The organism is Providencia sp. 2024EL-00732, from assembly GCF_044006275.1.
GTDB lineage: Bacteria > Pseudomonadota > Gammaproteobacteria > Enterobacterales > Enterobacteriaceae > Providencia > Providencia huashanensis.
Window position 1 is genome coordinate 13,136 of record NZ_JBIPDG010000012.1, and the last position, 24,601, is coordinate 37,736.

The window sequence follows — 24,601 nt, forward strand, 5'->3', positions numbered from 1 at the left end:
ACTTATTAGTATTCAATGAATATAAAATTCACTCACCACAAAAGACTGTAAATACCATGCGAAAAATTCCATTATTATTAATTTCACTCATGGGGCTAGGCCTTTCCTTAAATGCACACTCAGCAGAAAAACGTTATGTATCAGATGACCTATCAACTTACGTTCATAGTGGCCCTGGTACAAATTACCGCATTGTTGGCACACTTAATGCGGGAGAAACGGTTGAGCTGATCTCCACAGATAATAAATTTGCGCAAATCAAAGATCAAAAAGGCAGAACTGTTTGGCTACCTGTAGACCAATTAAGTAATACCCCAAGCATGAAAACGCGTATTCCTGAATTAGAGGCTGAAAATCAAAAACTACGTCAACAATTAGATAGCATTGACAATACATGGAATACCCGTACCGCAGAAATGCAACAAAAAGTGGCGGATAACGACAATATTGTTAACCAGCTAAAAGCTGAAAATGAAAAACTAAAAAATGAATTAATTAAATCAGGTAAAAAACTGGAAATAGCAGAGGTCAACTTGGATGATCGCCGCCGTGAGTTGATTTTACAATGGTTTATGTATGGTGGAGGCGTTGCTGGAGCGGGGTTAGTTTTTGGTTTGATTTTACCTCACATCATCCCTCGTCGTAAAAAACGTAATAATGGTTGGATGTAACAAAGGTCATTAATATGCAAGTTTATCTCGTTGGTGGCGCCGTGCGGGACCAACTCCTTGGTCTTCCTATTTCTGATAGGGATTTTGTGGTAGTTGGTACAACCCCAGAAGCTATGCTTGAGCAAGGTTTTCAACAAGTAGGGAAAGATTTCCCCGTTTTTTTGCATCCGAAAACTCATGAGGAATATGCGCTAGCCAGAACTGAGCGTAAAACCGGCGCTGGCTATACTGGCTTTAGTTGTTATAGCGCCCCGGATGTCACCATTGAAGATGACTTATTACGACGAGACCTAACCATTAATGCAATGGCACAAAGTGATTCTGGCGAAATTATTGACCCGTTTAACGGCATCAAAGACTTAGAAAACCGGTTATTACGTCATGTATCTAGTGCATTTTCAGAAGATCCGTTACGGGTATTGCGTGTAGCCCGTTTTGCTGCACGCTATTTCGAATATGGTTTCTCTATCGCACCTGAAACTTTAGCACTAATGCAATCTATGGCGGCAACGGGGGAATTAAGCCACCTAACCGCTGAACGTGTTTGGGCAGAAACAGAAAAAGCACTGAAATCAAGCTCACCCCAAGTTTATTTCGACGTATTGCGTCAATGCGGTGCACTTCGCGTCCTTTTTCCGGAAATTGATGGCTTATTTGGTGTTCCCGCCCCCGAAAAATGGCATCCAGAAATTGATACAGGGGTTCATACCTTGATGGTCATGAAGGTTATCGCAACCTTATCTGATGATATCGATATTCGCTTTGCTGCGCTCTGCCATGATGTAGGTAAAGCATTAACGCCCCCTTCCGTTTGGCCCAGTCATCCTAATCATGGGGAAAATGGAGTCGTACTCATTGAAAAACTTTGTGATAGATTGAGGGTGCCTAGTAGCGCCCGTGATCTGGCTCGCCTTGCAGCTCGCTACCATGATAAAATTCATATTATCAATAAGCTACCTGCAAATGATTTAATTGCGGTTATGGACGGATTAGATAGTTGGCGCAAACCTGAACGAATTACGCAATTAAGTTTAATCAGTGAAGCCGATGCAAGAGGCAGATTAGGCCTTGAGCAACAAGCCTATCCACAAGGGGAATTTCTCAGACAAGCATTTGCAATTGCGCGTGCTGTTGAGGTCAAACCGATTATTGAACAAGGGTTTACAGGGCCGGAAATTCGCCAAGAACTAACACGGCAGCGTATTCAAGCTGTGCAAGATTGGCTGAAACAACAGCAAATAATGGTAATAGCTTAGTAAGCCATGGTCATACTGGCGGTATAACACCGCCAGTCGCCGTTTAAGCGGTTTTAATTCCCCTTTCGATTACTACCCCCACTTGGCGTGCGCGAGCGACTGCGCCCGGCTTAGCCACCCTGATTCGTACCCATGGGCTTTTAAACTGAGTCAATAAGAGCTGAGCGACTTCTTCAGCCACTCGCTCGACTAAACCAAATTTATTTTCCTCTACATAGCTGATAATGGCTTGGCTGACTTGTGCATAATCCAAGCAGTACTCAACATTATCGCTCATAGACGCGCGTTGGTTGTCCCATCCCATTTCGATATCGAGCACTAATTTTTGTTCAATATCTTGTTCCCAGTCATATACACCTATCGTGGTGATGACTGATAATTGTTCAATAAATACGATATCCATCACGTCATTTTCTCATTTATGTACTGAATTGATACCACTTCGGCAAAAATATGCGTATTATCCAAGGCTGAAGTGAATATATGGCCTTAACCGTTTTTGGAGTTAGCTATGAGTGCAACCGCGCTTGGCATGATAATCTTCGCCTATCTATGTGGATCAGTTTCGAGTGCGATACTGATCTGCCGTTTGGCGAGACTACCCGACCCCCGTCAACACGGCTCTGGTAACCCCGGTGCAACTAACGTATTACGTGTCGGTGGCAAAGCTGCCGCTGCTGCTGTTCTTATTTGCGATGTATTAAAAGGTATGGTCCCAGTTTGGCTTGCTTATTATTTAAATGTGCAACCATTCTATCTTGGGTTTGTCGCAATTGCAGCTTGCCTTGGGCATATTTATCCTGTTTTCTTCCATTTTAAAGGCGGGAAAGGCGTTGCTACCGCTTTTGGCTCAATCGCTGCTATTGGTTGGGACTTATCTGGGTTAGTCGCTGGTACATGGTTACTCACTGTACTGCTAAGCGGCTATTCCTCATTAGGGGCAATTGTGAGTGCGCTACTGGCACCATTTTACGTATGGTGGTTTAAGCCTGAATTTACTTTCCCTGTCGCAATGTTATCTTGCTTAGTCCTTGTGCGCCATCATGGCAACATACAACGTCTTTGGCGCGGTCAAGAAAGCCGGATTTGGCAAAAACTAAAAAATAAAAAGCAAAAAACCAATAAAGAAATTGCCCAAGAAGCCAAAGAACAAGAACTCGACGATTAATCCCTCCTCTTTTCTATCATGATAAAAACGAGCTGAAAATTCAGCTCTTTTTTTATCGTTTCATTTTCATCACAGACTGCCTAAAACACCGAATAATAACAGCAGGGTTATATCTCACCTTAAAACTGTACTGGCAGCAATTTGTGCTGCGTTACATTTTTGCCATAACTAGCGCACACTTTTAATAAAAAGTTAATTTATTGCAAATTTATTACTAAGGAATATTTAAAAAGTGTCGACTATATAAAAGCAAAATTAAACAATAATAATGGTATTTATATGAGCAGAACCCCTTATATCACTCAAAATGAACATATGTTAGACGAAAACATCACGTTAATGACTACTAGCGATTTACAAGGCAACATTGTTAGTGCTAATGATTTTTTTGTGCAAGTCAGTGGCTATGAATTAGATGAATTATTAACACGTCCTCACAATATTATTCGTCATCCCGATATGCCTAAAGAAGCTTTTGCTGATATGTGGGCCACATTAAAAAAAGGAGAACCTTGGACCGGCATTGTCAAAAACCGACGTAAAAATGGCGATCACTACTGGGTTAGAGCCAATATCGTCCCGATTAAACGTCAAGGCAAAATTACAGGTTATATGTCGATCCGAACACGCGCGACTCGCCAAGAAATTGCGACTGTTGAACCGCTCTATGCCGCAATGAATCGAAATAAATGTCAGCGTAAAATAGTTAAGGGGCTTGTGCTTTCCAAAAAAATGCCGTTTCACTTCTCCACTTTTTCTACACGTTGGCGCATTCGATTAACCATGAGTTTACTATTGATATTTTGGCTAGCCATGGCGAGCTTAGCTGGGTTACAAGCGCTGCCATTTACCATCGCCAGTGCTTGTACACTTATTACGCTAATTATTGGCAATATTGCCTTTGAAAGAATGCTCGCTAAACCACTGGAAAACATTGCGACACAGGCTTTAAGTATTGCTCGAGGCGAACGCCATAGCATTCACCATATGCAACGTACCGATGAAATAGGGCTGGTTTTACGCTCAATCGGCCAATTGGGGCTAATATGTCGCTGGTTAATCAAAGATGTCTCTGCACAAGTGGATAGTGTACGAAAAGGCAGTGAATCTTTAGTTTCCGATTGCCATGAGCTAGATACCCATACCCAGCAAACAGTCGGTTATATGCAACAAACTGTTGCTACTATGAACCAAATGGCAGTTTCCGTAAAAATGAATGCAGACAACACGGTTCAAGTTGATCAGCTTTCTAATGCAACCAGCGAAACCGCAGTTAGCGGTGGCGCGATGATGGAAGCTGTTGTTGATACCATGGATGAAATTGTCCGCAGTACAAGTAAAATTAATTCAATCACCGATGTCATCAAAGATATCGCTTTTCAAACCAACATATTAGCACTAAATGCCGCTGTAGAAGCCGCTCGTGCAGGTGAGCAAGGCAAAGGCTTTGCTGTGGTTGCTAATGAAGTACGTAGCCTAGCAAGCCGCAGTGCTAGCGCAGTGAATGATATTCGTGAACTCATTAACGATTGCGAAAAGAAAGTTAACTCAGGGAAAGAACAAGTGCACACCGCTGGTGACACGATGAAAGATATCGTCGACCAGATACAAAATGTCACTCAATTAATTACGCATATTAGCCAAGCCACTTCTGAACAAGCCGCTGGCATTGCTGACATTACACAAGCCGTTAGTGAACTAGAAACCATTACGCAGCAAAGCACATTGTTAGTTGAACAAAGCACAGAAACGTCGAACATGGTCAAAGGGCGTTCAATTCGATTAGAAGAAGCGGTTACTGTCTTACATTGATATTTGAGGGATAACAAATGGGCTGCACAGCAGCCCTAATATTATTTTTCTAGCGGAGGTAGTTCAGCAAGTGGCCAACGTGGGCGCACTGTAATACCTAACCCTGTGCTTGCCCCCCCTTTCAAGCGGATAAGACCGGCTAGTGCAATCATCGCGCCGTTATCGGTGCAAAACTCAGGACGTGCATAAAACACTTCGCCCCCACGCTGCTTCAAGACCTCGTCCATTTTTGCTCTTAACGCTCGGTTGGCACTCACCCCACCGGCCATCACTAAACGTTTGAACCCCGTTTGCTCCAGCGCGCGTTTGCATTTGATTGCGAGAGTGTCGACTACCGCATCTTCAAAAGCCCTAGCAATATCAGCTCGGGTTTGGTCGTCATCCGCATTTTCACGGATCGTATTTGCTGCAAAGGTCTTTAAACCTGAAAAGCTGAAATCAAGCCCAGGCCTATCCGTCATTGGTCTTGGAAACACAAAACGCCCTGCGGTGCCTTGTTGTGCCATACGAGATAAAACGGGGCCACCAGGATAGTCTAAACCTAGTAATTTAGCTGTTTTATCAAACGCTTCACCTGCTGCATCATCAATAGATTCACCAAGAAGCGCATATTCACCGACCCCTGTCACGCTTATTAATTGGGTATGCCCACCAGAAACAAGGAGTGCTACAAAGGGAAATTCTGGGCTTTTTTCTTCTAGCATTGGCGCTAGCAAATGGCCTTCCATATGATGAACGGCTACCGCAGGCACATTCCATGCAAAAGCCAATGACCGGCCAACCGTTGCCCCCACCATTAAAGCACCAACCAGCCCTGGTCCAGCAGTATAAGCTACCGCATCGATATCTTCACGAGTCAGGTTAGCTTCTTTCAGCGCGGCCTGAATCAGAGGGACTGTTTTACGGATATGATCGCGGGAAGCCAATTCCGGTACTACGCCACCATAATCGGCATGCACTTTAATTTGGCTGTATAATTGATTAGCCATTAGGCCAAGCTCATCATCATAGATTGCGATACCAGTTTCATCGCAAGAGGTTTCGATACCTAAAACACGCATTGCACTACCCTTGTTTATTGCATGACCGCAAGTCTATCACTATTTTCGCTCAATCGCGTAATTAATGTTGTCAAAAGGCTGACTTTCATTGCTGTATAGTCTATAATCAGCCCCCTGTAATAAAAATTTCGTGTGGCTAATTCTCATTATTATCTGGTTTTGTTTACTTTTTCATCGAACAAGCAACAAATCAGGTGATCTTGTGTGATTCAATTTTATACGGCACTTTACAAACCCGTACTCATTGAAGTAAAATTCCGCACCATTTTAAATGAAGGCTGGTGAATCAATACCAGCAACAAACCGATTTCTATTGAGGTGAGAGGCACATGCCGGTAATTAAAGTACGTGAAAACGAGCCATTCGACGTTGCACTACGTCGTTTCAAACGTTCCTGTGAAAAAGCAGGGGTTTTAGCTGAAGTTCGTCGTCGTGAATTCTATGAAAAACCAACGACTGAACGTAAACGCGCTAAAGCATCTGCTGTAAAGCGTCACGCTAAGAAACTGGCTCGCGAAAACGCACGCCGTACTCGTCTGTACTAGTTGATTGCGGTGAAAACCGCATTCATAAGTAGACGATAGCTAATACAAAACTTTAGTTTCTCTCGTAGTCACTCAGTTTTCGTAGTAGTAAATAGCTAAGCAGTTAAAGGCCGTGCTTTCCTCAAGGAAGCGCGGCTTATTATCGTTCATCAACAGGCGAAAAAGAGGCTTATGGCTGGACGAATTCCGCGTTCATTTATCAATGACTTGTTAGCAAGAACAGACATCATTGATTTAGTCGATGCAAAAGTCCCGTTAAAAAAACAGGGTAAAAATCATCACGCTTGTTGTCCGTTCCATAATGAGAAAACCCCTTCTTTTACTGTTAACAGTGAAAGGCAGTTTTATTATTGTTTTGGTTGTGGAGCCCACGGCAACGCTATCGATTTTTTAATGAATTATGACAAACTTGATTTTGTCGAAGCAATTGAAGAACTATCAGCACTGCATGGTCTTGATGTACCTTATGAAAAAGGGACTGGAGCAAGCCAAATAGAACTACATCAACGGCAAAACCTGTATCAGTTGATGGAGAAAATTAATCAATTTTACTGCGCTGCCTTAAATCATCCCTCGGCTAGTAAAGCCATAGATTATTTAAGCCAACGTGGTTTAAGTGCCGAAATTATTGAGCATTTTTCAATTGGTTTCGCCCCTGCGGGGTGGGATAATTTACTCAAGAAATTCGCAGTAAACCCAGAAAGTCGCAAACAGCTTGATGATGCAGGCATGTTAGTGACCAATGATAACGGCCGAATCTATGACCGCTTTAGAGAGCGGGTCATGTTCCCAATTAGGGATAGGCGCGGTCGAGTGATTGCATTTGGTGGGCGGGTTTTAGGGGATGCATTACCTAAATACTTAAACTCCCCCGAAACAGATATTTTCCATAAAGGCCGTCAGTTATTTGGCCTATATGAAGCGACACAAAATAATAATGAATTAGCTAAGTTGTTGGTTGTTGAAGGTTATATGGATGTTGTTGCCCTTGCCCAGTATGATATCCGCTACGCGGTTGCCTCATTGGGAACATCGACAACATCAGAACATATTCAGCTACTTTATCGTTCTACAGATACTGTTATCTGCTGTTATGATGGAGACCGAGCTGGCCGAGAAGCTGCATGGCGGGCGCTGGAAACAGCTCTTCCTTATCTAACTGACGGCCGCCAACTTCGTTTTATGTTTTTACCCGATGGTGAAGACCCCGATTCATTAGTACGCAAAGAAGGTAAAGAGTCTTTTGAGCAACGCATGAAAGATGCTCAAACACTTTCTGCATTTTTATTTGATTCACTTGTGCCACAAGTTGACCTGAAAACTCAAGAAGGGAAAGCAAAATTTAGTAAACTTGCTATCCCATTGATTAAACAGATACCAGGCGAAACTCTGCGCCTTTATATGGCTCAAGAGCTAGGAAATTTTATTGGTATACCGGATATTTCTCAGGTTCTTGCTATGATTGATAGAGAGAGCAAAGAACCAGTTAACTATCAGGCACCAAAATTAAAACCAACCACAATGCGAATATTAATCGCGCTGTTGGTACAAAATCCGAACTTTTCGGAACTCGTTCCCTCATTGGAGGGAATTGCCCATATTCAAATGCCGGGGCTTTCTCTATTTCAGGAATTGGTTGATGTATGCCGTTCCACCCCCGGGATGACTACTGGGCAGTTGCTAGAGCGTTATCGTGATAATAAATTTTCGAAACAGCTTGAAAAACTAGCAACATGGAACGATATAGAAATAGAGGAGATAGCGGAAAATACCTTTATAGATGCCTTAAATCATCTATTTAATAGCGCACTTGACGAACGTTTCGACTATTTAATAGCAAAAGAACGAACTGAAGGGCTGACCCCAGAAGAGCGCGAAGAAGTCCGCTTAATCACTCTCTCAAGAGTGAAAACATAATATAACCAAGACAGAATTAATATTTAAAACGGCTTAAGTGCCGATAAACACAAGGCAGATGCCTGTAAAACGCTACGAAAAATAAAGGGCGTAGCGAAATAATAAATGTTCCCTTTGTATGTTCTTGTTGGCCGAATGTTTCGCCGACCGACACCAATCTAAATACTCAGAAGTGTGGATACCGTCTTATGGAGCAAAACCCGCAGTCGCAGCTTAAGCTACTCGTAACCAAGGGTAAAGAGCAAGGTTACTTAACCTATGCCGAGGTCAACGACCATCTGCCGGAAGATATCGTCGATTCAGATCAAATCGAAGATATCATTCAGATGATTAATGACATGGGCATCCAGGTCATGGAAGAAGCACCTGATGCCGATGATTTAATTTTGGCTGAGAATACTTCCGATACTGATGAAGATGCAGCAGAAGCCGCTGCACAAGTGCTGTCCAGTGTTGAAAGTGAAATTGGCCGTACAACTGACCCAGTGCGCATGTATATGCGTGAAATGGGGACTGTCGAGCTTCTCACCAGAGAAGGCGAAATCGACATCGCAAAACGTATTGAAGATGGGATTAATCAGGTTCAGTGCTCTGTGGCTGAATATCCTGAAGCTATCACTTATCTTCTTGAGCAATACGACCGCGTTGAAGCAGGTGAAAGTCGTTTATCTGACTTAATCACTGGCTTTGTTGACCCTAATGCGGAAGAAGACCTCGCACCAACAGCAACACATGTTGGTTCTGAATTGCCACAAGAAGAATTAGATAAAGACGAAGAAGACGAAGAAGAGGAAGAGGAAGAAGAAGAGGACGATAACAGCATCGACCCTGAATTAGCTCGCCAAAAATTCTCTGACCTTCGTGAGCAATACGAAAAAACGCGTCAACATATTAAGCAATATGGTCGTAGTGATGCGAAAACAGCGGCAGCCATTGAACAGCTTTCAGAGGTGTTCAAAGAATTCCGCTTAGTACCAAAACAATTTGACTACTTAGTCAATAACATGCGTGAAATGATGGATAGAGTTCGTACTCAAGAACGTACCATCATGAAACTGTGTGTTGAACAATGCAAAATGCCAAAGAAAAACTTCATCACTTTATTCAGCGGCAATGAAACAAGTGAGACTTGGTTAACCGCTGCAAAAGCGATGAACAAACCTTGGTCTGAAAAACTGATTGAAGTTGAAGAAGAAATTCTGCGTTGTTTACAAAGATTGCGTCATATTGAAGAAGAAACAGGCCTGACGATTGAACAGGTGAAAGATATCAACCGTCGTATGTCTATCGGTGAGGCAAAAGCGCGCCGTGCGAAAAAAGAGATGGTTGAAGCGAACTTGCGTTTGGTTATTTCTATCGCGAAGAAATATACCAACCGTGGCTTGCAGTTCCTTGACCTCATTCAAGAAGGTAACATCGGTCTGATGAAAGCCGTTGATAAGTTTGAATATCGCCGTGGTTATAAGTTCTCAACTTATGCAACTTGGTGGATACGTCAGGCTATCACGCGTTCAATCGCTGACCAAGCACGTACTATCCGTATCCCGGTTCATATGATTGAAACTATCAATAAACTGAACCGTATCTCTCGTCAAATGCTGCAAGAAATGGGCCGTGAGCCATCGCCAGAAGAACTGGCAGAACGCATGCTAATGCCGGAAGATAAAATTCGTAAAGTCCTGAAGATTGCTAAAGAGCCAATCTCAATGGAAACGCCTATCGGTGATGATGAAGATTCACATTTAGGTGATTTTATTGAAGATACCACTTTAGAACTGCCTTTAGACTCTGCGACATCGGAAAGCTTACGCTCTGCAACTCATGAAGTATTAGCAGGTTTAACTGCTCGTGAAGCGAAAGTTCTACGTATGCGTTTTGGTATCGATATGAATACCGATCACACCCTTGAGGAAGTCGGTAAACAGTTTGACGTTACCCGTGAGCGTATTCGTCAGATTGAAGCAAAAGCATTACGTAAATTACGTCATCCAAGCCGCTCAGAAGTGCTACGCAGCTTCCTTGATGAATAATTGATTATTTAACACCTGCTTCGGCAGGTGTTTTTTTATGCATACTAATTCACCATAAAACTATTTAGCCCACCTCACTTTTACCATTAGGCATAATGTTGCCAGAATAGCCATTGCTCCGCCTAACATCGCCAAATTAAAACCGGACACAAAGGCTGATCGAGTAATTTGCTCAATAAACAAAGATGGAACGCGAGAGGAAGTTTGAATCAACTGTTCGATTTCCTGTACCGATAGGATACCAACTAGCCTGTCATCATGGCGTAATTTACCAATGGCATGCTGGGTCATTAATGTCCCTAACAAAGCAATTCCTAACGTCATACCAGTTTGCCGCAATGCATTCATAACCGCGGATGCAATTCCCGAATAGGCTTTTTCAACACTAGCCATCACTAATGCACCAATTGCAGGCGTCGACATTCCCATCCCTGCACCTAATATAAATAATATCACCGCAATCGGAGGATAGGCTGTTTCAGAATTAACACGCGTGAATAATAAGGAAGCGAAAGCAATAAAAATAAAGCCTAGGATCATCAGATTTCTGACGCTCATATAGCGCGAGAGTTTACTAAATGAGAATGAAAAAATAGCCATAGCAATAAACTCTGGCGCCATTCTTATCCCCGCATCAAACGCTCCCCACCCCTGTCCTTTTTGTAAAAATAGGGCGATAAAAAATACATTGCTATAAGTCGCAAAACCGAGCGCAAAAGACGCCATATTATATTGAAAGAAAAAAGGGTTCTGTTTGAATAGAAAAATCGGCAATAATGGCCTCTCTATGCGACGTTCAACATAGATAAACCCGATACTCGCTATTACTGAGATAATTAATCCGCTAAGTGTTATATAATTTCCCCAGCCTTGCTCACCAGCTTCTATCAAAGCAAAAGTTAATCCACCTAAAGCCACAATGCTCAAACTTTGCCCTATTGGGTCTAATGCAGCTTTGTCAGGGTCAGCACTTTCTTGAATACCTAACCAGCCTAATAATAATGTCAGCAACCCGATTGGAATATTGATCCAAAAGATCGTTGTCCAATTGAAGCTATCAACTAAAAAACCACCTAAAATTGGGCCAATGATCAGAGACAGTGCACTCACTGCTGACCAAATGCCAATAATTCTTATCCGTTCAATATCATTGGTAAATGCTTGGGAAATTATAGAAAGAGCCCCGGGAATTAACGCAGCGGCTGCTATCCCTTGTATTGCCCTACCTGTAATCAATATTTCAGGGGATGTTGACAATGCACAGATAGCCGAGCCTAAAGTAAAAATGACAATGCCTATTAACCATACTTTCTTTCGCCCATAACGATCACTTATTGGCCCTACAGAAAGAAGTAATGCCGATAAACATAGTGCATAAGCATCAATAACCCATTGTAGCATCGACATACTCACGTTTAATTCACGCCCAATAGCTGGTAATGCAACATTCACGATACTGATATCTAGCGTTGCCATAAAGGTGCCTAAACAAACTGCTAAGATCAAAAAAAGCCGTCTCATTTTATTTTCCTCGTCCCGATCATGGCAACATGATAACGCCTGACCGACCGACGGTCAATCAAAGTGAGAACAAATATCATTTGAATGTTTTTATCTTTTTTACTTATAAAAAAACGACCTTAAGGTCGTTTGATGTGAACATGAGTTTTAATCTTTATGCTACTGGTGTTTCATGAAGATAAACCCAATAGCATTTCTCTGCTTCAACTCTAATACATGCAGTTGAAATTCTTAATGTTTCAACCCCATCATTAAGCTGTTTTTCTTGATATTGCACCCAGCAATACTGGTTATCTTCGTGTAACGGAAGCATATTAAGGCACCTTGTACTAAATGAAGTTTTGTTGCCTATATTACTGCTAAATAATGTGTTCACTTTATCAAGCCCAATACTTTGTCCTTGAATTGTGACCATTTTAAAGTTGTCATCAAAACTGGCTAATAGAGGGGCTAAACTTTTATCGTCATCACGGCCAGTAAATACATTTTCAATTAAAGTATGCAGGTCAACCACGCTTTGCAGCGCTTTTTTCATTGTTTCGCTCATTTATTTTTCCTTTATGACTGAAATTAACGAGAATAGCCCAAGTATTGAAGCAATTAAAAATGTATATTGGTAACGTAGTAAATCACTAGAAAAAGTAGTTAAACTAAATATAGAAATTAATACCACCGCCCCAACACTAAACGCCACTTGGCGATTAATATTCCATAACACACTGCCTTGTAGTAAATCTTTATCTTTAAAGTCCATCAATGAGCTAATTTGTGCGGTATTCGTGCATAAACCTCCACCTGTTCCCATTAATAGATAAGCAATAACAAGTAAGCTTAATTGATCTAAATTCGATACCCAGTAGAGAAAAAATATTCCCAAACTGTGTAGTAAAATTCCAATAACAAATAACTGCTTTTTCCCGATACGCTGATACAGTTTCCCGCCACTAGTCATTGAAACTAAAGCGCCTACAGCATACAGCACCATAAATAGCCCTGTCTGCCCCGCACTAAACCCAAGGTTCACTTGTAAGTTAAATATATTCAGTAAATTTACGCCTGTAAAAACCCCCGGTACTGCATAATAAACAATAAAAGCAGTACGTAGGTTCGCATTCTTTAATAACTGAAAATTTAGAATAGGTTCACGGCATTTCTTTGCGTATTGTAGATAAAAAATAAATACTAATACTGAAACCGTAAAGCTCAATATGGCTAATGAAATACTGTGATAATCGTTGTAGAACGAAAATGACAATAATAAACATAATAAACTGATACTCACCATTAATAGACCTAAAATATCAGGTTTTTCTCTGGTTTTCTTACTCTCATTTTTTACCCATATCCAAGCAAGAAATGCAGTTAATAATGAAAAAGGAAGATTCGAATAAAAAATCCAATTCCACGATAAAGAATCAATAATTAAGCCACCTATTGCAGGTGAAAATGCAGGTGCTATTAACGCAACCGTCATTATCAAGGTAGAGATCCGTTGGCGATCATTATTTAGAAATAATGCAAAAACTAATGCCTGACCGACCGGTATTAATAATCCCCCTGCCATTCCTTGCGTAAAACGCCAAAAAATTAATTGATAAATTGATCCACTCGCCCCACTTAACCACACAGCTAAAGAAAAAAGCAGCATTGAATAACACAATAATTTTCGGTGACCTAGCCTACCCGCAAGCCACAAACTCATTGGCATCACCAAAACGAGTCCTAAAATATAAGCATTTGCTACCCAAGCCACCTGAGATTGGCTGGCTGAAAATGAAAATGCGATATCAGGTAAGGCAATAGCCGACATAAAAATGTTAATACAATCAATAAAGAAACCAAGTAAAAAGACTGTCGCTATTTTGTATCGATAAGTCATACACTTCCTCCGGTGGCAAAGAATAGAGTTAGGGTCTTTCTTTGTCGATACAAAGGAAGTAAAATCATTGTTTAATAAAAACAAACAATCGACTCTATTATGCAAAAAAATTTCAAGCAGATTATTAGCTTTCTACAAGTGGTTGATTCCGGTTCATTCACTAAAGCCGCAGATATTTTAGGGCTAAGCCGTTCTATGGTTAGTGTCGATATCAAGCAATTAGAAGCTCAGCTTAATGTCAGCTTGTTAACACGAAATACACGAAATATTGCATTAACAGAGGTGGGAAAACATTTTTATGACGACTTTAAACGTATTCAAAGCCAAATAGATGAAGCTTTCGAAAGAAGCCAAAATTTAGGCACTAATATTGCGGGTCTACTGCGTTTTTCATCAACGAGTGAATTTGGCCAACGTTTTATTTTACCGCTACTCCCTGAGTTTTGCCGTCTTTATCCTAAACTAAGGTTACAATATTCATTTAACTCATCCTTAGACGACCTCATCACAGAAAAACTCGATTTATCCATTCGATTAGGTAATTTAAAAAACTCATCCCTTAAAATGAAAAAATTAGGTGAATATGAGATTTTCTTAGTCGCCACCTCTGAATTTCTAAAAAAATACCCGATCAAACAACTTACGGATTTAGCCAATGTTCCATGGATTAACCATGCATTATTAAACTGGCAAGATCCTCAATATTTTTTACAGAATTCAAAAAATGAAAAATATTACTTACCTTTAATTAAAAATCAGTATGAGTCTAATTCTGCAGCTGTTATTCACCATATGGTGTTAGCTTCTTTAGGTATCGCAATATGCCCTGCTTGGATGGTTGATGATGACTTACAGCATGGTCGTTTAGTCCATGTATTACCCGAATACCGCTTACCGAAACAAAATATTCAATTACTTTATCCAAATACTTTTGTTTTACCTGCTAAGACACGGGCATTTATCGATTTTTTAGCCGATAAATTAGCCGTAAATAAATAAAAGTATAAAGATCGATTCGATATTTCGAAAATATAGTTTCTAATCTACCACAGTATCAAAACTCATTTTTCTGGTTGGTAATAGCTATTATGCCCTCCATGGCATAATAGTTTGCTTTATTTCTTAGATGCTAAATAATCTTGCAGAGTGCCTTCCGGTTTTTTCTTACAAAACTCAACAATTTGAGGGACTTCAGCAACACTTTGCTCTGTTAACGCAACATAATCTCCACCTTTAAATTGCGTTTCTTGGTTTGTTACCCATAACGCAACAGGTGCCCAGCTTTGAGGGTCTAAATTAATAAATTGCTGACAAGTCATATTTTCAGGTGTAACTGTATTGTTGTCTGCTGCCATTGAGTTAAATGAAATTGTAGACACTGCAAATAATACGCTAGATATAATAACCTTTCTCATTTTGAACTCCTTTAAAAAATTTAAAACACAGAATTATGTGGCAAGGTATTATTAGCATATTATTTATGAAAATTACATATTCTAATTTTGATAGTTAAAATAATACAGGATTAAAAATTCAAACAATAAATAATAAAAACAAATAATCACGAAGGCAAATCTTAATTAGAGCATCTGTATAAGATTTATTTTTTATAAAAAAGCCACTTATAAAAAGTGGCTATAATATTGCATTATGCTGTTTTTACTTCCATTTCCGCGGGGTCTTTAATAGGTTCGTTTATAAAGAAGAAATAAACCAATGAAGCAAGAAATGCGACAGTTGCACAAACCACAAGCGCTAAAGTGAATGAATGGGTTTGGTCAATAATAATAGCACTTTATAAAACAATGAATTAGCCTGATATAATAAGGCTTAGAGGTATGTCACTTGATTTTATAATGATAAAAAATGACCAACGTAATAAGTGGTACTTTTTACGGTAGAAAAGGATGGTTTAAACTGTTTGAGAGGATTTTGGAGTTGAGTGCCTAAGTCACGTTACGCTTAAGCACCCTTATATTAAATAAAACAACAAACTGAAGAAAAATAGGCAGATAGACATAACCACCAAAAATAAAGGCTAAGAAACAAAAGTACCATTCGCTATTTTTTGTATATTCGCATATATTTTGGCTTCTCTATCGTCTTTTCGTTGCTGAACCAACGGTTTCAGTTGTGCAATAAATTCATGAGTTGATGGCGGCAATTGACTATCATTAACAGGAATTTCTTGCCCTGTCGTACGGTGGTAAATTTTGACCCCATAGGTTGGATGGTGAGCAAAAACAGCCATATCTTGCAAATGTTTTTCAACACCAAGCACATGGTCGCCATCAAAACGCAATTGTACGGCTTTATTCCACTTATTCCCAAAGTAAATCATTCTTGATAAAAAATAACTGCCAAACGGCTCTCTCACACCACTTTCAGAATGCATAAACCACGCTCGAGAATCGTGGATATAGTTATCATATAAATCAATCAGAGAATCCACTTTAGGATCGGGTCGACCTATGAAAAACTGTTCAAATTTATAACGCCCAGTATCTTTGAATTTTAAATATTCGTATGCCTCATTCTGATATGTATAAATATAAGCACTACGCGCAAGAAGAGGATCGACTTTTTGTAAAAGATATTTCGCTTGTAAACTGGTTGCTGCATCAAAACTGTATTCAGGTAACGTTTCGCAATGTGTGGTCGGAAAGGGTTCGGTGATACCTTCTTTAGCGAAGAAACCCGCATTAGACGATTGCAAGTGACGAATTTCAATGATGCATTCGTCTCTCGTTTTTCTATTTTCAGGCGTAAATAAAGGGGCTGGCCGAGGTCTACGCTCATAGTCTGCTGCAAATTCCAATGCGGCTTCCCAAAGCTGTCCTCGTGCATTATCGGCATCAAACAACGGAGAGCCGATGAAATTTCCACTTGGGAACCAATCTTTATCATTTCTATGCTTAGCAATTTCATCATTGCGTATTTTTTCAATACGTTGAGCTTCTCTTGATACAAGAGTCCATTGCTCTGCCAATGCATCTTGTGCTTGTTGACTATACCCAGTTTCATTAGGTTGAGCTTGAATTTTCGGGTGTTGAGGCGCCTGCTGAAAAAAAGGTTGTGACACTATGTTCATCGGGGATGAGATAGAGGATGCAAAGCGCATAATCCGCCACCCCGTTATCCAACTGAGTTGATCTTCCATGATTTGCTCTAAGCACACCGTTTCAAAGCGAAATGGAGAATAGATAGGACAGTCTGATAAATCAGACTCTTGTTGAGTATCAATCAACGTGGTGGATAGCCAATGGTTAAACGTCGAAATCAATTTTAAGGAAAAATCGAATTCTTTTACTGTAGCATCATTCATTTTCCGGAATGAATACCACTGCTGATAATCGGCATGTATCTGGCTAAAAACATCAGGATGGACCGCTAATGGGGCACCGGCTTCAATTGCTGCAGCGTACATATCGTGTAGCGCGATTTGAGACAATACCTCTCCCTCATTATCTCGGGATTTGCCTTGGTCGCCCATCGGATACCCCCCCCCCGACATCCGAATGCATGCCGGGGTAAACCACTTCCACGGTGTTAGGTAAATAATTCCCGACCTCAGTACGGATTGAATCGAGTGAAAATGCCTGTCGCTGCTCATGTGCCGCGACAAAGTGACAACATTTTTTAATCAACCCTGATTGCGGTAAGGGTTGCGTTTGCCCCGCCCAACCGTTATGCCCTGTAAATCCCGGCACGACGTTGGCTATCCCCACCGCAGGAACGGTATCAAAAATGCCTAAAAACTCGACCGAGACCTTGACACCCAATAGCGTTCCAGCGGGAAACCCTAACAGATTGGACGATAACAGTTCATCTAACCAACTCACAAACGCCCGAGCTTCCGCTGCACCACGAGAAAAACCATAGACAAACAATTTAATGGCGACAATTTTACATTGAGAGTCGGGCACTTTTTTCTTAATCGGCTCTAGCAGTTTCTCTATAGCATGTAAGCGTGCGGTCTGTTGATTATTATTTGGCGAAACCGCATCTAAATATGCCTGGTTGACTCGATTGTAATTATGCCCAGGAATTGTCCTTTCAATAATAGCAGCTTGTTTAGAAATCAATGAGGCTTTATTGCTTGGTGATGTGGAGTCCATCGTCTGAATTGCTTTTTTCATGACGCCATTACCGATGAAGTTTTTTGTTACTGCATGATGTAATGTATTACACAGTTGGACTAATCCCCAGTTAATGCGGTCTTCACCTCCAACCGCAAACTGCAACCCCGAAGAATAATAATCATACGTCCCAATTTGAGGGAATGGCGTACCGACGCCCGGAATGTAATAAGCATAAAACCCACTCTCATTGGCCTGACGGTTTTCGGGGGCACTGGCATGATACAGTTTAGCCACATTGGATGGATGCGGTGGTGTACTGCCTGTGTCATTCGGCTCATTGTTATTGGTGCCATCAAAAAACAAGCTGATATGTAAACTTTTACAACACGAATTTTTTAATTTCCGATAACAGTCACTCCGATGTCGAGATTCTTCTTGTCTTATTTTTTCAATATTCTTAGTTAACTGCTCTTTTGTCAGTTTTAACCGTCCATCAAGCGGAAATTCAGGGGGAACCCAACAAGGGTCACCTTGAGTTGAGATTTGGTCTTTTTTAGGGGCGATAATCATTGAGGACATTGTGCGGGCTCCGGTTGGTCAAAAGGATCTTTAATTGGGTGGTCTGGATGCTCAATGCCATGGCACGTCGCGGTGACTTTCACTTGTTGGCACGGTAAGAAGTGGACTTGCAACCCACAGGAATCCGTATATTCCGGGATAGTCACGGTAGTCTGATATTGTCGGTAATTGGCTTCCTTTTTTTTCATGAACTCCCTAAATTCATCAGTTCCTAAAGGGGGCATATTTTTAGGAAACGGGTCAGGATTAACTTCCCACTTGATATTGACCTGCATATTGGGCTGCCATATTTCAGGTAGCATGATGCAGCACGTAAACCCCCCGGTTCGACCCCGATAGCCATTGACCGAAAACCAATTGATATTCGTGTCCGCGACATGGTTATACCCCAATAAATTCGCTCCCACATAGGCGATATTATCTTTCGGTTTATCGTCGGGCGAACACCCTAAAATGAAGAGTGGAAGAATGAAAAAAGCTAAAGTGCACACTCTCATGTACAGTTCCTGTTCATTGGAAATAAAAAATAGTATCGTACACTTAAGGTAAATTATCTATTATTGAATGGATTTAATTCAATTTTTTTCTCGTTTCTTATAAGCAAGATCCATTATGTTAAACGGGTGAGTCAGTTAGTTAAAATCGCCCGCTCCCCCCAATCAAAGCCATTCAAAACAATTTTAAGACACGAACACCCTTAAACTATGTTGAAAGTTTAGAACGGTTTTGCGAGCTTCTGAGTGCGTTTTTAACATCATGTAAACTGACAGGTAAAACGATGAGAAATCGCTAAAAGGCACAAACTTGTTTTGTGACTTTTGCCGATTTTACCAACCGAGTTAATGAGGCTGTTGGACTTGTTGCCGCCATAATGGCGGCGTTTCGAGATAGCTGCCTAGACGGGTCGGATGAATTCATCGTTTCAACCGTTTTTTTCATGTGACCATTACCGATGAAATTTTTTGTCACCGTATGATGTAATGTATTACACAGTTGAACTAAGCCCCAATTAATGCGGTCTTCACCTCCAACCGCAAACTGCAACCCCGAAGAATAATAATCATACGTCCCAATTTGAGGGAATGGCGTACCGACGCCCGGAATGTAATAAGCATAAAAACCACGCTCATTGGCCTGACGATTTTCGGGAGCACTGGCATGGTACAGTTTAGCCACATTAGAAGGATGCGACGGTGTACTGCTTGTGTCGTTCGGTTCATTGTTATTGGTGCCATCAAAAAACAAGCTGATATGTAAACTTTTACAGCACGAATTTTTTATTCTCGGTGACAGTGACTCCGATGTCGAGATTCTTCTTGTCTTATTTTTTCAATATTCTTAGTTAACTGCTCTTTTGTCAGTTTTAACCGCCCATCAAGCGGAAATTCAGGAGGAACCCAACAAGGGTCACCTTGAGTTGAGATTTGGTCTTTTTGAGGGGCGATAATCATTGAGGACATTGTGCGGGCTCCGGTTGGTCAAAAGGATCTTTAATTGGGTGGTCTGGATGCTCAATGCCATGACACGTCGCGGTGACTTTCACTTGTTGGCACGGTAAGAAGTGGACTTGCAACCCACAGGAATCCGTATATTCCGGGATAGTCACGGTGGTCTGATATTGTCGGTAATTTGCTTCCTGTTTTTTTATAAAATCTTTAAATGCAGGATCAGCAACTCCAGGCATATTTTTAGGAAACGGGTCAGGATTCACTTCCCACTTGATATTGACCTGCATATTGGGCTGCCATATTTCAGGTAGCATGATACAGCAAGTGAATCCCCCGGTTCGCCCCCGGTAACCATTGACCGAAAACCAATTGATATTCGTGTCCGCGACATGGTTATACCCCAATAAATTCGCTCCCACATAGGCGATATTATCTTTCGGTTTATCGTCGGGCGAACACCCTAAAATGAAGAGTGGAAGAATGAAAAAAGCTAAAGTGCACACTCTCATGTACAGTTCCTGTTCATTGGAAATAAAAAACAGTATCGTACACTTAAGGTAAATTATCTATTATTGAATGGATTTAATTCAATTTTTTTCTCGTTTCTTATAAGCAAGATCCATTATGTTAAACGGGTGAGTCAGTTAGTTAAAATCGCCCGCTCCCCCCAATCAAAGCCACTCAAAACAATTTTAAGACACGAACACCCTTAAACTATGCTGAAAGTTTAGAACGGTTTTGCGAGCTTCTGAGTGCGTTTTTAACATCATGTAAACTGACAGGTAAAACGATGAGAAATCGCTAAAAGGCACAAACTTGTTTTGTGACTTTTGCCGATTTTACCAACCGAATAAATGAGGGCGATAATATTTATAAAAAAAGCCACTTATAAAAAGTGGCTATAATATTACATTATGCTGTTTTTACCTCCATTTCCGCGGGGTCTTTAATAGGTTCGTTTACAAAGAAGAAATAAACTAATGAAGGAGCCCGATATAACAAGGCTTAGAGGTATGTCACTTGATTTTATAATCATAAAAAATGACCAAACTTTTTGTTAGCTATCCTTGCTAACAAAAAGTCAGATGTGATGATAAGTTATAATGTAACCCAGAAAACGCCTTCCGAGCGCAATTGAGTAAACTGCTTTTGAAAATCCGTTAAGTTCTGCTCTGGGTTTAACTTAGTAAATATCTCAGGGTGCATAAATTTTGCCATTGCTTCAATAGCAAATATATTCATCGGGTTATTGTAAAAGTTGTGGTAAATCGCCATCACCCGTTTTTCTTTTACCGATGTTAATGAGGAGATGCCTTGCCTATCGACTAATACCACCAATTGCTTTTGTGCATCAGATTTATTTGCACGGTATCCTAAGCTGACTGCAATTGAACGGCGGTTAAAATTATGCCAATCCGCCCCTGTTAAGAGATAAAAATCAGGGTTTAATGTAATAATATTCTCAATGGAACTTTCTGCCCCTTTAGCTGGAAAGCTATCAGCAACGAGGTTATTTCCCCCCGCTAACGACGCCAAAACGCCATAGCCTGAACGACCATATAGCTGACAGCAGTTATCTGCAAATAGCCCTGCATTCGCTTCAATTAACACGGAAGGAAACGGCTGAACCAACTGAGACTCTATCGCCTTTAATTTTTCTTGGTACAACGTTGCAAACTGCTCTGCTCTTTCTTGCGTACCTAACAATTGCCCTAATAATAAGATACTTTTCGGGGTGTTTTTCGCAATATCCATTCGAAAATCAATAAAAATAACCTTAATACCCGCGGCTTCTAATTGTGGTAAGAATTGGCTATCACGCATCGACCCATAATTAGCCTTATGCATAATCACGACTTCAGGCGCGAGTTCTATTAATTTCTCAATTTGGATGCCCGCTTCTCGTGTTTTTTTCAATGTTGGGATATTTTCGAGCTCAGGAACCGCCGCAAAATAAGCTTGTTTTAAGTCTGGCGCATATTGTGTTAATGAATCACTCCACCCCGAAATACGTGAAATGCCCTCCTTACCACCAGCAATATCAATTGGCAAAATATCGCGACCATCAACTAGAAATAATTTTTCAACCGGAAGATTTACCATCACCTCTCGGCCTTGTAGATCGGTGATCAGCGTTGGCGTTTTAGCCTGTACCCAAACGCTAAATAAGCACAATAACCCTGCCAGAAATAATTTCATAGGATATCTCTTTACCTTAAATCTGCATCATTCTATAAGCATAAAGCCACTCTAAAGTGGCTTTATGTCAATCATTTAAAATGTCACGCTATAATTAAGCGCAAAGGTTCTACCGCGACCTTTATAATCATAAAGGTTCGGAGCTCCGTATTTAGGGCTATACAATCCTTGAGCACGCTGCCCCCAAATTGTAGAGTAATTTTTGTCGAGTAAGTTCTCTACAGCAAAGCTGACCTTACCGACTGGCAACATATAACTTCCTAATAAATCAACGGTATTATAACCATCTAATTTTTTGCCTGCTGCATCCGTTAAGTTAAATGTCTGCTGGCTTTGTAAACGTAATGCCCAGTCATTTGGCTCCCAGCCAACGTAAGCGTTAACCTTAGATGGGCTAGCAAAATCAACACTCCATTTTTCCCAACTACCATTAACTTTCGATTCTGATTTTTGTAGATTGAAGTTGCTTCCTACACTCCAGTCTGAATCATCAAAGAAGTAATCAACGGCACCTTCTACCCCATAAATACGACGTTTATCGGTCTTCATATAGATGGTCATATCATCTTTATTGATACCATAGCTTCTATCAGATAGGGAATAATAGGTGGCTATTTGCGTGCGTAAGTTTTCACCGGTATAGCGCCAACCTAACTCAAAGGAGTTAACCTTGATACCTTTAACTTTGGTATCATTAATATTCACACTATTCTTTAAATTCCAATGGCCATTTGCATCTGGAGTAGATGAATAGGTACCTGTACCATAATATTTAGCAATATCAGGAATTTCAAAACCTTGTGAGAAGTTAAACCATGTTTGTTGCTCTTCCGTTAGGTTAACTAAAACCCCCGCATTAAACAGTAAGTTGTTATAATCCGTTTTCCCGCCCGGAACTGTATCTGCGGATTTACCGTTACCATTCGCAATAGCTTCTTGCTGTGAATAACCAATAAAATCATCCACTTTATTTTCAGTATATTGGTAACGCACGCCACCGCTTAATGTAAACATTGGCGAAATGTCATAGCTGCTTTGTAAAAATGTCGCCATGTTCGTGGTGGTATAACTCGGATATCGGCCAATTTGGAAAGCTTTGGTTAAATCCATTCCCCCCGATTCTTTGGCTTTGTCTAAATCAAAGAACATTTGATTGGCACGGAATTGCTCATGTTCTGCATCCACACCATAAGTTAACGTTAGCTCATCCATTGGTTGGCTATTAAATGTCAGCTTAGTTCCATAGAAATTGGTTTGCTGGTCGGATGAACTAATGCTTGTCACCTCTTTCCCTTTGAGGGTTGGGAATGGATAAAACTTTTGTGATTCATCACGATAATAAACTTGCGCTACAAAATCTTGCCCGAATACATCTGCATTTGAATATTGCAAATTAAGTAAGTTACGCTCAGTACCCGGTAAACGGTCAGAATTTAATTTACCGCTATTGTAGGCATCACTTTGCCCTTTTACCGCAGAAAAATCTTTCCCTAAATATAGGCCATGTTTACCATCCGACTCACTTTTATAATGTTGATATACAGCTTGAATCTGCTGTTTTTCATCCACATTAATCGTACCTGATGCCATGATATCTAGACGGTCAGAAAATTGCAGGCCTGTTTGCGTATTATCGATATTGATCGCATTCCCTTTTCCATCATACCAACCACCATAACGTTGATAAGCTACAGCAACGCGTCCATGTGCGTTTTCATTACCACCGCTGACAGCCGCTGCAACATTTTCATCATGATCTTTGCCATTGTTAAAGCCTGTTTTTCCACCTAACTGAAGAGAAACTTGTTTTTCTTCTTGGCCTTTTTTCGTGACAATATTAATCAAACCACCGCTGCTACCACCGCCGTACATCGCGGTAGCGCCAGAGATCACTTCAATATGATTGATATTAAAAGGGTCGATAGAGTCTAGTTGGCGGCTATCACTACGAGAAGAGTTTAAACGCACGCCATCTACCATGACAATCATCGAACGACCACGCATGTTCATACCATAATTCGTACGACCTTGGCCACTAACACTCATCCCAGGGATTAACTGAGCTAAAATATCTTTTAACTCCTTCCCGCCCTCCGCTTGTTGCTCAATTTCAGCATTATCAATCACCCAAGTGGTTTGTGCCATTTCAGAAACAGCCTTATAACCACGAGTTGCAGATACCGTAATTTGTTCTTCTTTTTTATCGGCGGCGAATACTGAGGGGGAAACGAAAGGGAGTAAACATGGTGAAAGAATGAAAAGGTGTTTTATTTTCATTAAATTAGGCCTTTAAATGTGGTCATAAAAGTCAGCATGATCAATTTACAAACAATTCACAAAGCATGATTAAATCATTGCTTATTATTTTGTATAAAAACTATCATCAATTATAACTAATAATAAAGATGTATATAAGTATTATTATCATTACCA

22 protein-coding genes are annotated in these 24,601 nt (G+C 40.6%); 8 read left to right on the forward strand and 14 right to left on the reverse strand.

Features of this window, described 5'->3' with window-relative positions:
- Positions 1-56: 56 nt before the first annotated feature.
- Both ACHB7C_RS16640 and ACHB7C_RS16645 read left to right on the forward strand, forming a co-directional pair.
- Complete coding sequence (locus tag ACHB7C_RS16640; RefSeq protein WP_198860902.1) at positions 57-671, forward strand: TIGR04211 family SH3 domain-containing protein; 615 nt, start codon at positions 57-59, stop codon at positions 669-671.
- A gap of 14 nt (positions 672-685) precedes the next feature.
- Positions 686-1,927: a multifunctional CCA addition/repair protein gene (locus ACHB7C_RS16645; RefSeq protein WP_129466400.1), complete on the forward strand. Its 1,242-nt coding sequence runs from the start codon at positions 686-688 to the stop codon at positions 1,925-1,927.
- A 43-nt stretch (positions 1,928-1,970) separates the two neighbouring features.
- Here ACHB7C_RS16645 and folB read toward each other — a convergent pair whose 3' ends face one another.
- Entirely contained in the window at positions 1,971-2,330 is a 360-nt protein-coding gene (gene folB, locus ACHB7C_RS16650; protein WP_042846051.1) for a bifunctional dihydroneopterin aldolase/7,8-dihydroneopterin epimerase, read from the reverse strand.
- 108 nt (positions 2,331-2,438) lie between these two features.
- On the opposite strand from folB, the gene plsY reads away from it, so the two are divergent.
- Entirely contained in the window at positions 2,439-3,095 is a 657-nt protein-coding gene (gene plsY, locus ACHB7C_RS16655) for a glycerol-3-phosphate 1-O-acyltransferase PlsY (RefSeq protein WP_042846052.1), read from the forward strand.
- Between the two features lie 279 nt (positions 3,096-3,374).
- Positions 3,375-4,907, forward strand: a complete 1,533-nt coding sequence (locus ACHB7C_RS16660) for a methyl-accepting chemotaxis protein (RefSeq protein WP_395347935.1) — start codon at positions 3,375-3,377, stop codon at positions 4,905-4,907.
- A gap of 41 nt (positions 4,908-4,948) precedes the next feature.
- Here the strand turns inward: ACHB7C_RS16660 and tsaD are convergent, their stop codons facing one another.
- Complete coding sequence (gene tsaD, locus ACHB7C_RS16665; protein ID WP_042846055.1) at positions 4,949-5,968, reverse strand: tRNA (adenosine(37)-N6)-threonylcarbamoyltransferase complex transferase subunit TsaD; 1,020 nt, start codon at positions 5,966-5,968, stop codon at positions 4,949-4,951.
- Between the two features lie 329 nt (positions 5,969-6,297).
- On the opposite strand from tsaD, the gene rpsU reads away from it, so the two are divergent.
- The 3 genes from rpsU to rpoD all read left to right on the forward strand — a co-directional run bounded on the left by rpsU (position 6,298) and on the right by rpoD (position 10,460).
- Positions 6,298-6,513 (forward strand): 30S ribosomal protein S21, encoded by a 216-nt coding sequence (rpsU, locus tag ACHB7C_RS16670; protein WP_001144069.1) that lies wholly within the window; start codon positions 6,298-6,300, stop codon positions 6,511-6,513.
- A gap of 171 nt (positions 6,514-6,684) precedes the next feature.
- On the forward strand, positions 6,685-8,430 hold the full coding sequence (dnaG, locus tag ACHB7C_RS16675) for a DNA primase (RefSeq protein ID WP_042846057.1): 1,746 nt from the start codon (positions 6,685-6,687) through the stop codon (positions 8,428-8,430).
- 101 nt (positions 8,431-8,531) lie between these two features.
- A complete protein-coding gene (gene rpoD / locus ACHB7C_RS16680) occupies positions 8,532-10,460 on the forward strand; it encodes an RNA polymerase sigma factor RpoD (protein ID WP_225833198.1) in 1,929 nt (642 codons plus the stop codon).
- 60 nt (positions 10,461-10,520) lie between these two features.
- Here the strand turns inward: rpoD and ACHB7C_RS16685 are convergent, their stop codons facing one another.
- The 3 genes from ACHB7C_RS16685 to ACHB7C_RS16695 all read right to left on the reverse strand — a co-directional run bounded on the left by ACHB7C_RS16685 (position 10,521) and on the right by ACHB7C_RS16695 (position 13,860).
- Positions 10,521-11,981, reverse strand: a complete 1,461-nt coding sequence (locus ACHB7C_RS16685; protein ID WP_042846060.1) for an MFS transporter — start codon at positions 11,979-11,981, stop codon at positions 10,521-10,523.
- A gap of 154 nt (positions 11,982-12,135) precedes the next feature.
- Positions 12,136-12,528, reverse strand: coding sequence for a hypothetical protein (locus tag ACHB7C_RS16690; RefSeq protein ID WP_048606243.1), 393 nt, complete (start codon positions 12,526-12,528; stop codon positions 12,136-12,138).
- Complete coding sequence (locus ACHB7C_RS16695) at positions 12,529-13,860, reverse strand: MFS transporter (RefSeq protein ID WP_395347961.1); 1,332 nt, start codon at positions 13,858-13,860, stop codon at positions 12,529-12,531. It lies immediately after the preceding gene.
- Positions 13,861-13,959: 99 nt separating this feature from the next.
- On the opposite strand from ACHB7C_RS16695, the gene ACHB7C_RS16700 reads away from it, so the two are divergent.
- Complete coding sequence (locus ACHB7C_RS16700; RefSeq protein ID WP_048606242.1) at positions 13,960-14,859, forward strand: LysR family transcriptional regulator; 900 nt, start codon at positions 13,960-13,962, stop codon at positions 14,857-14,859.
- Between the two features lie 116 nt (positions 14,860-14,975).
- Here ACHB7C_RS16700 and ACHB7C_RS16705 read toward each other — a convergent pair whose 3' ends face one another.
- The 9 genes from ACHB7C_RS16705 to ACHB7C_RS16745 all read right to left on the reverse strand — a co-directional run bounded on the left by ACHB7C_RS16705 (position 14,976) and on the right by ACHB7C_RS16745 (position 24,445).
- Positions 14,976-15,275, reverse strand: coding sequence for an HdeA/HdeB family chaperone (locus tag ACHB7C_RS16705; RefSeq protein ID WP_042846068.1), 300 nt, complete (start codon positions 15,273-15,275; stop codon positions 14,976-14,978).
- Positions 15,276-15,898: 623 nt separating this feature from the next.
- Positions 15,899-17,353, reverse strand: a complete 1,455-nt coding sequence (locus ACHB7C_RS16710) for a hypothetical protein (protein WP_348772197.1) — start codon at positions 17,351-17,353, stop codon at positions 15,899-15,901.
- Positions 17,325-18,521: a T6SS phospholipase effector Tle1-like catalytic domain-containing protein gene (locus tag ACHB7C_RS16715; protein WP_395347964.1), complete on the reverse strand. Its 1,197-nt coding sequence runs from the start codon at positions 18,519-18,521 to the stop codon at positions 17,325-17,327. Before ACHB7C_RS16715 ends, ACHB7C_RS16710 begins: the two co-directional genes overlap by 29 nt.
- Entirely contained in the window at positions 18,509-19,018 is a 510-nt protein-coding gene (locus ACHB7C_RS16720) for a DUF3304 domain-containing protein (protein WP_395347965.1), read from the reverse strand. The genes ACHB7C_RS16715 and ACHB7C_RS16720 overlap by 13 nt, the downstream gene beginning before the upstream one ends.
- A 292-nt stretch (positions 19,019-19,310) precedes the next feature.
- Positions 19,311-19,766 (reverse strand): phospholipase effector Tle1 domain-containing protein, encoded by a 456-nt coding sequence (locus ACHB7C_RS16725; RefSeq protein WP_395347967.1) that lies wholly within the window; start codon positions 19,764-19,766, stop codon positions 19,311-19,313.
- Between the two features lie 32 nt (positions 19,767-19,798).
- A complete protein-coding gene (locus ACHB7C_RS16730) occupies positions 19,799-19,981 on the reverse strand; it encodes a hypothetical protein (protein WP_395347969.1) in 183 nt (60 codons plus the stop codon).
- Positions 19,969-20,478, reverse strand: a complete 510-nt coding sequence (locus ACHB7C_RS16735; protein ID WP_395347971.1) for a DUF3304 domain-containing protein — start codon at positions 20,476-20,478, stop codon at positions 19,969-19,971. The genes ACHB7C_RS16730 and ACHB7C_RS16735 overlap by 13 nt, the downstream gene beginning before the upstream one ends.
- A gap of 589 nt (positions 20,479-21,067) precedes the next feature.
- A complete protein-coding gene (locus ACHB7C_RS16740; protein ID WP_042846076.1) occupies positions 21,068-22,168 on the reverse strand; it encodes an ABC transporter substrate-binding protein in 1,101 nt (366 codons plus the stop codon).
- Positions 22,169-22,243: 75 nt separating this feature from the next.
- Complete coding sequence (locus tag ACHB7C_RS16745; protein ID WP_071548588.1) at positions 22,244-24,445, reverse strand: TonB-dependent siderophore receptor; 2,202 nt, start codon at positions 24,443-24,445, stop codon at positions 22,244-22,246.
- Positions 24,446-24,601: the final 156 nt, after the last annotated feature.

Bases quoted from the DNA above. Each gene is read 5' to 3' on its own strand.
- ACHB7C_RS16640 (WP_198860902.1), top strand. From the start codon at position 57: ATGCGAAAAATTCCATTATTATTAATTTCACTCATGGGGCTAGGCCTT.
- ACHB7C_RS16645 (WP_129466400.1), top strand. From the start codon at position 686: ATGCAAGTTTATCTCGTTGGTGGCGCCGTGCGGGACCAACTCCTTGGT.
- folB (WP_042846051.1), bottom strand. From the start codon at position 2,330: ATGGATATCGTATTTATTGAACAATTATCAGTCATCACCACGATAGGT.
- plsY (WP_042846052.1), top strand. From the start codon at position 2,439: ATGAGTGCAACCGCGCTTGGCATGATAATCTTCGCCTATCTATGTGGA.
- ACHB7C_RS16660 (WP_395347935.1), top strand. From the start codon at position 3,375: ATGAGCAGAACCCCTTATATCACTCAAAATGAACATATGTTAGACGAA.
- tsaD (WP_042846055.1), bottom strand. From the start codon at position 5,968: ATGCGTGTTTTAGGTATCGAAACCTCTTGCGATGAAACTGGTATCGCA.
- rpsU (WP_001144069.1), top strand. From the start codon at position 6,298: ATGCCGGTAATTAAAGTACGTGAAAACGAGCCATTCGACGTTGCACTA.
- dnaG (WP_042846057.1), top strand. From the start codon at position 6,685: ATGGCTGGACGAATTCCGCGTTCATTTATCAATGACTTGTTAGCAAGA.
- ACHB7C_RS16685 (WP_042846060.1), bottom strand. From the start codon at position 11,981: ATGAGACGGCTTTTTTTGATCTTAGCAGTTTGTTTAGGCACCTTTATG.
- ACHB7C_RS16690 (WP_048606243.1), bottom strand. From the start codon at position 12,528: ATGAGCGAAACAATGAAAAAAGCGCTGCAAAGCGTGGTTGACCTGCAT.
- ACHB7C_RS16695 (WP_395347961.1), bottom strand. From the start codon at position 13,860: ATGACTTATCGATACAAAATAGCGACAGTCTTTTTACTTGGTTTCTTT.
- ACHB7C_RS16700 (WP_048606242.1), top strand. From the start codon at position 13,960: ATGCAAAAAAATTTCAAGCAGATTATTAGCTTTCTACAAGTGGTTGAT.
- ACHB7C_RS16705 (WP_042846068.1), bottom strand. From the start codon at position 15,275: ATGAGAAAGGTTATTATATCTAGCGTATTATTTGCAGTGTCTACAATT.
- ACHB7C_RS16710 (WP_348772197.1), bottom strand. From the start codon at position 17,353: ATGGGCGACCAAGGCAAATCCCGAGATAATGAGGGAGAGGTATTGTCT.
- ACHB7C_RS16715 (WP_395347964.1), bottom strand. From the start codon at position 18,521: ATGTCCTCAATGATTATCGCCCCTAAAAAAGACCAAATCTCAACTCAA.
- ACHB7C_RS16720 (WP_395347965.1), bottom strand. From the start codon at position 19,018: ATGAGAGTGTGCACTTTAGCTTTTTTCATTCTTCCACTCTTCATTTTA.
- ACHB7C_RS16730 (WP_395347969.1), bottom strand. From the start codon at position 19,981: ATGTCCTCAATGATTATCGCCCCTCAAAAAGACCAAATCTCAACTCAA.
- ACHB7C_RS16735 (WP_395347971.1), bottom strand. From the start codon at position 20,478: ATGAGAGTGTGCACTTTAGCTTTTTTCATTCTTCCACTCTTCATTTTA.
- ACHB7C_RS16740 (WP_042846076.1), bottom strand. From the start codon at position 22,168: ATGAAATTATTTCTGGCAGGGTTATTGTGCTTATTTAGCGTTTGGGTA.
- ACHB7C_RS16745 (WP_071548588.1), bottom strand. From the start codon at position 24,445: ATGAAAATAAAACACCTTTTCATTCTTTCACCATGTTTACTCCCTTTC.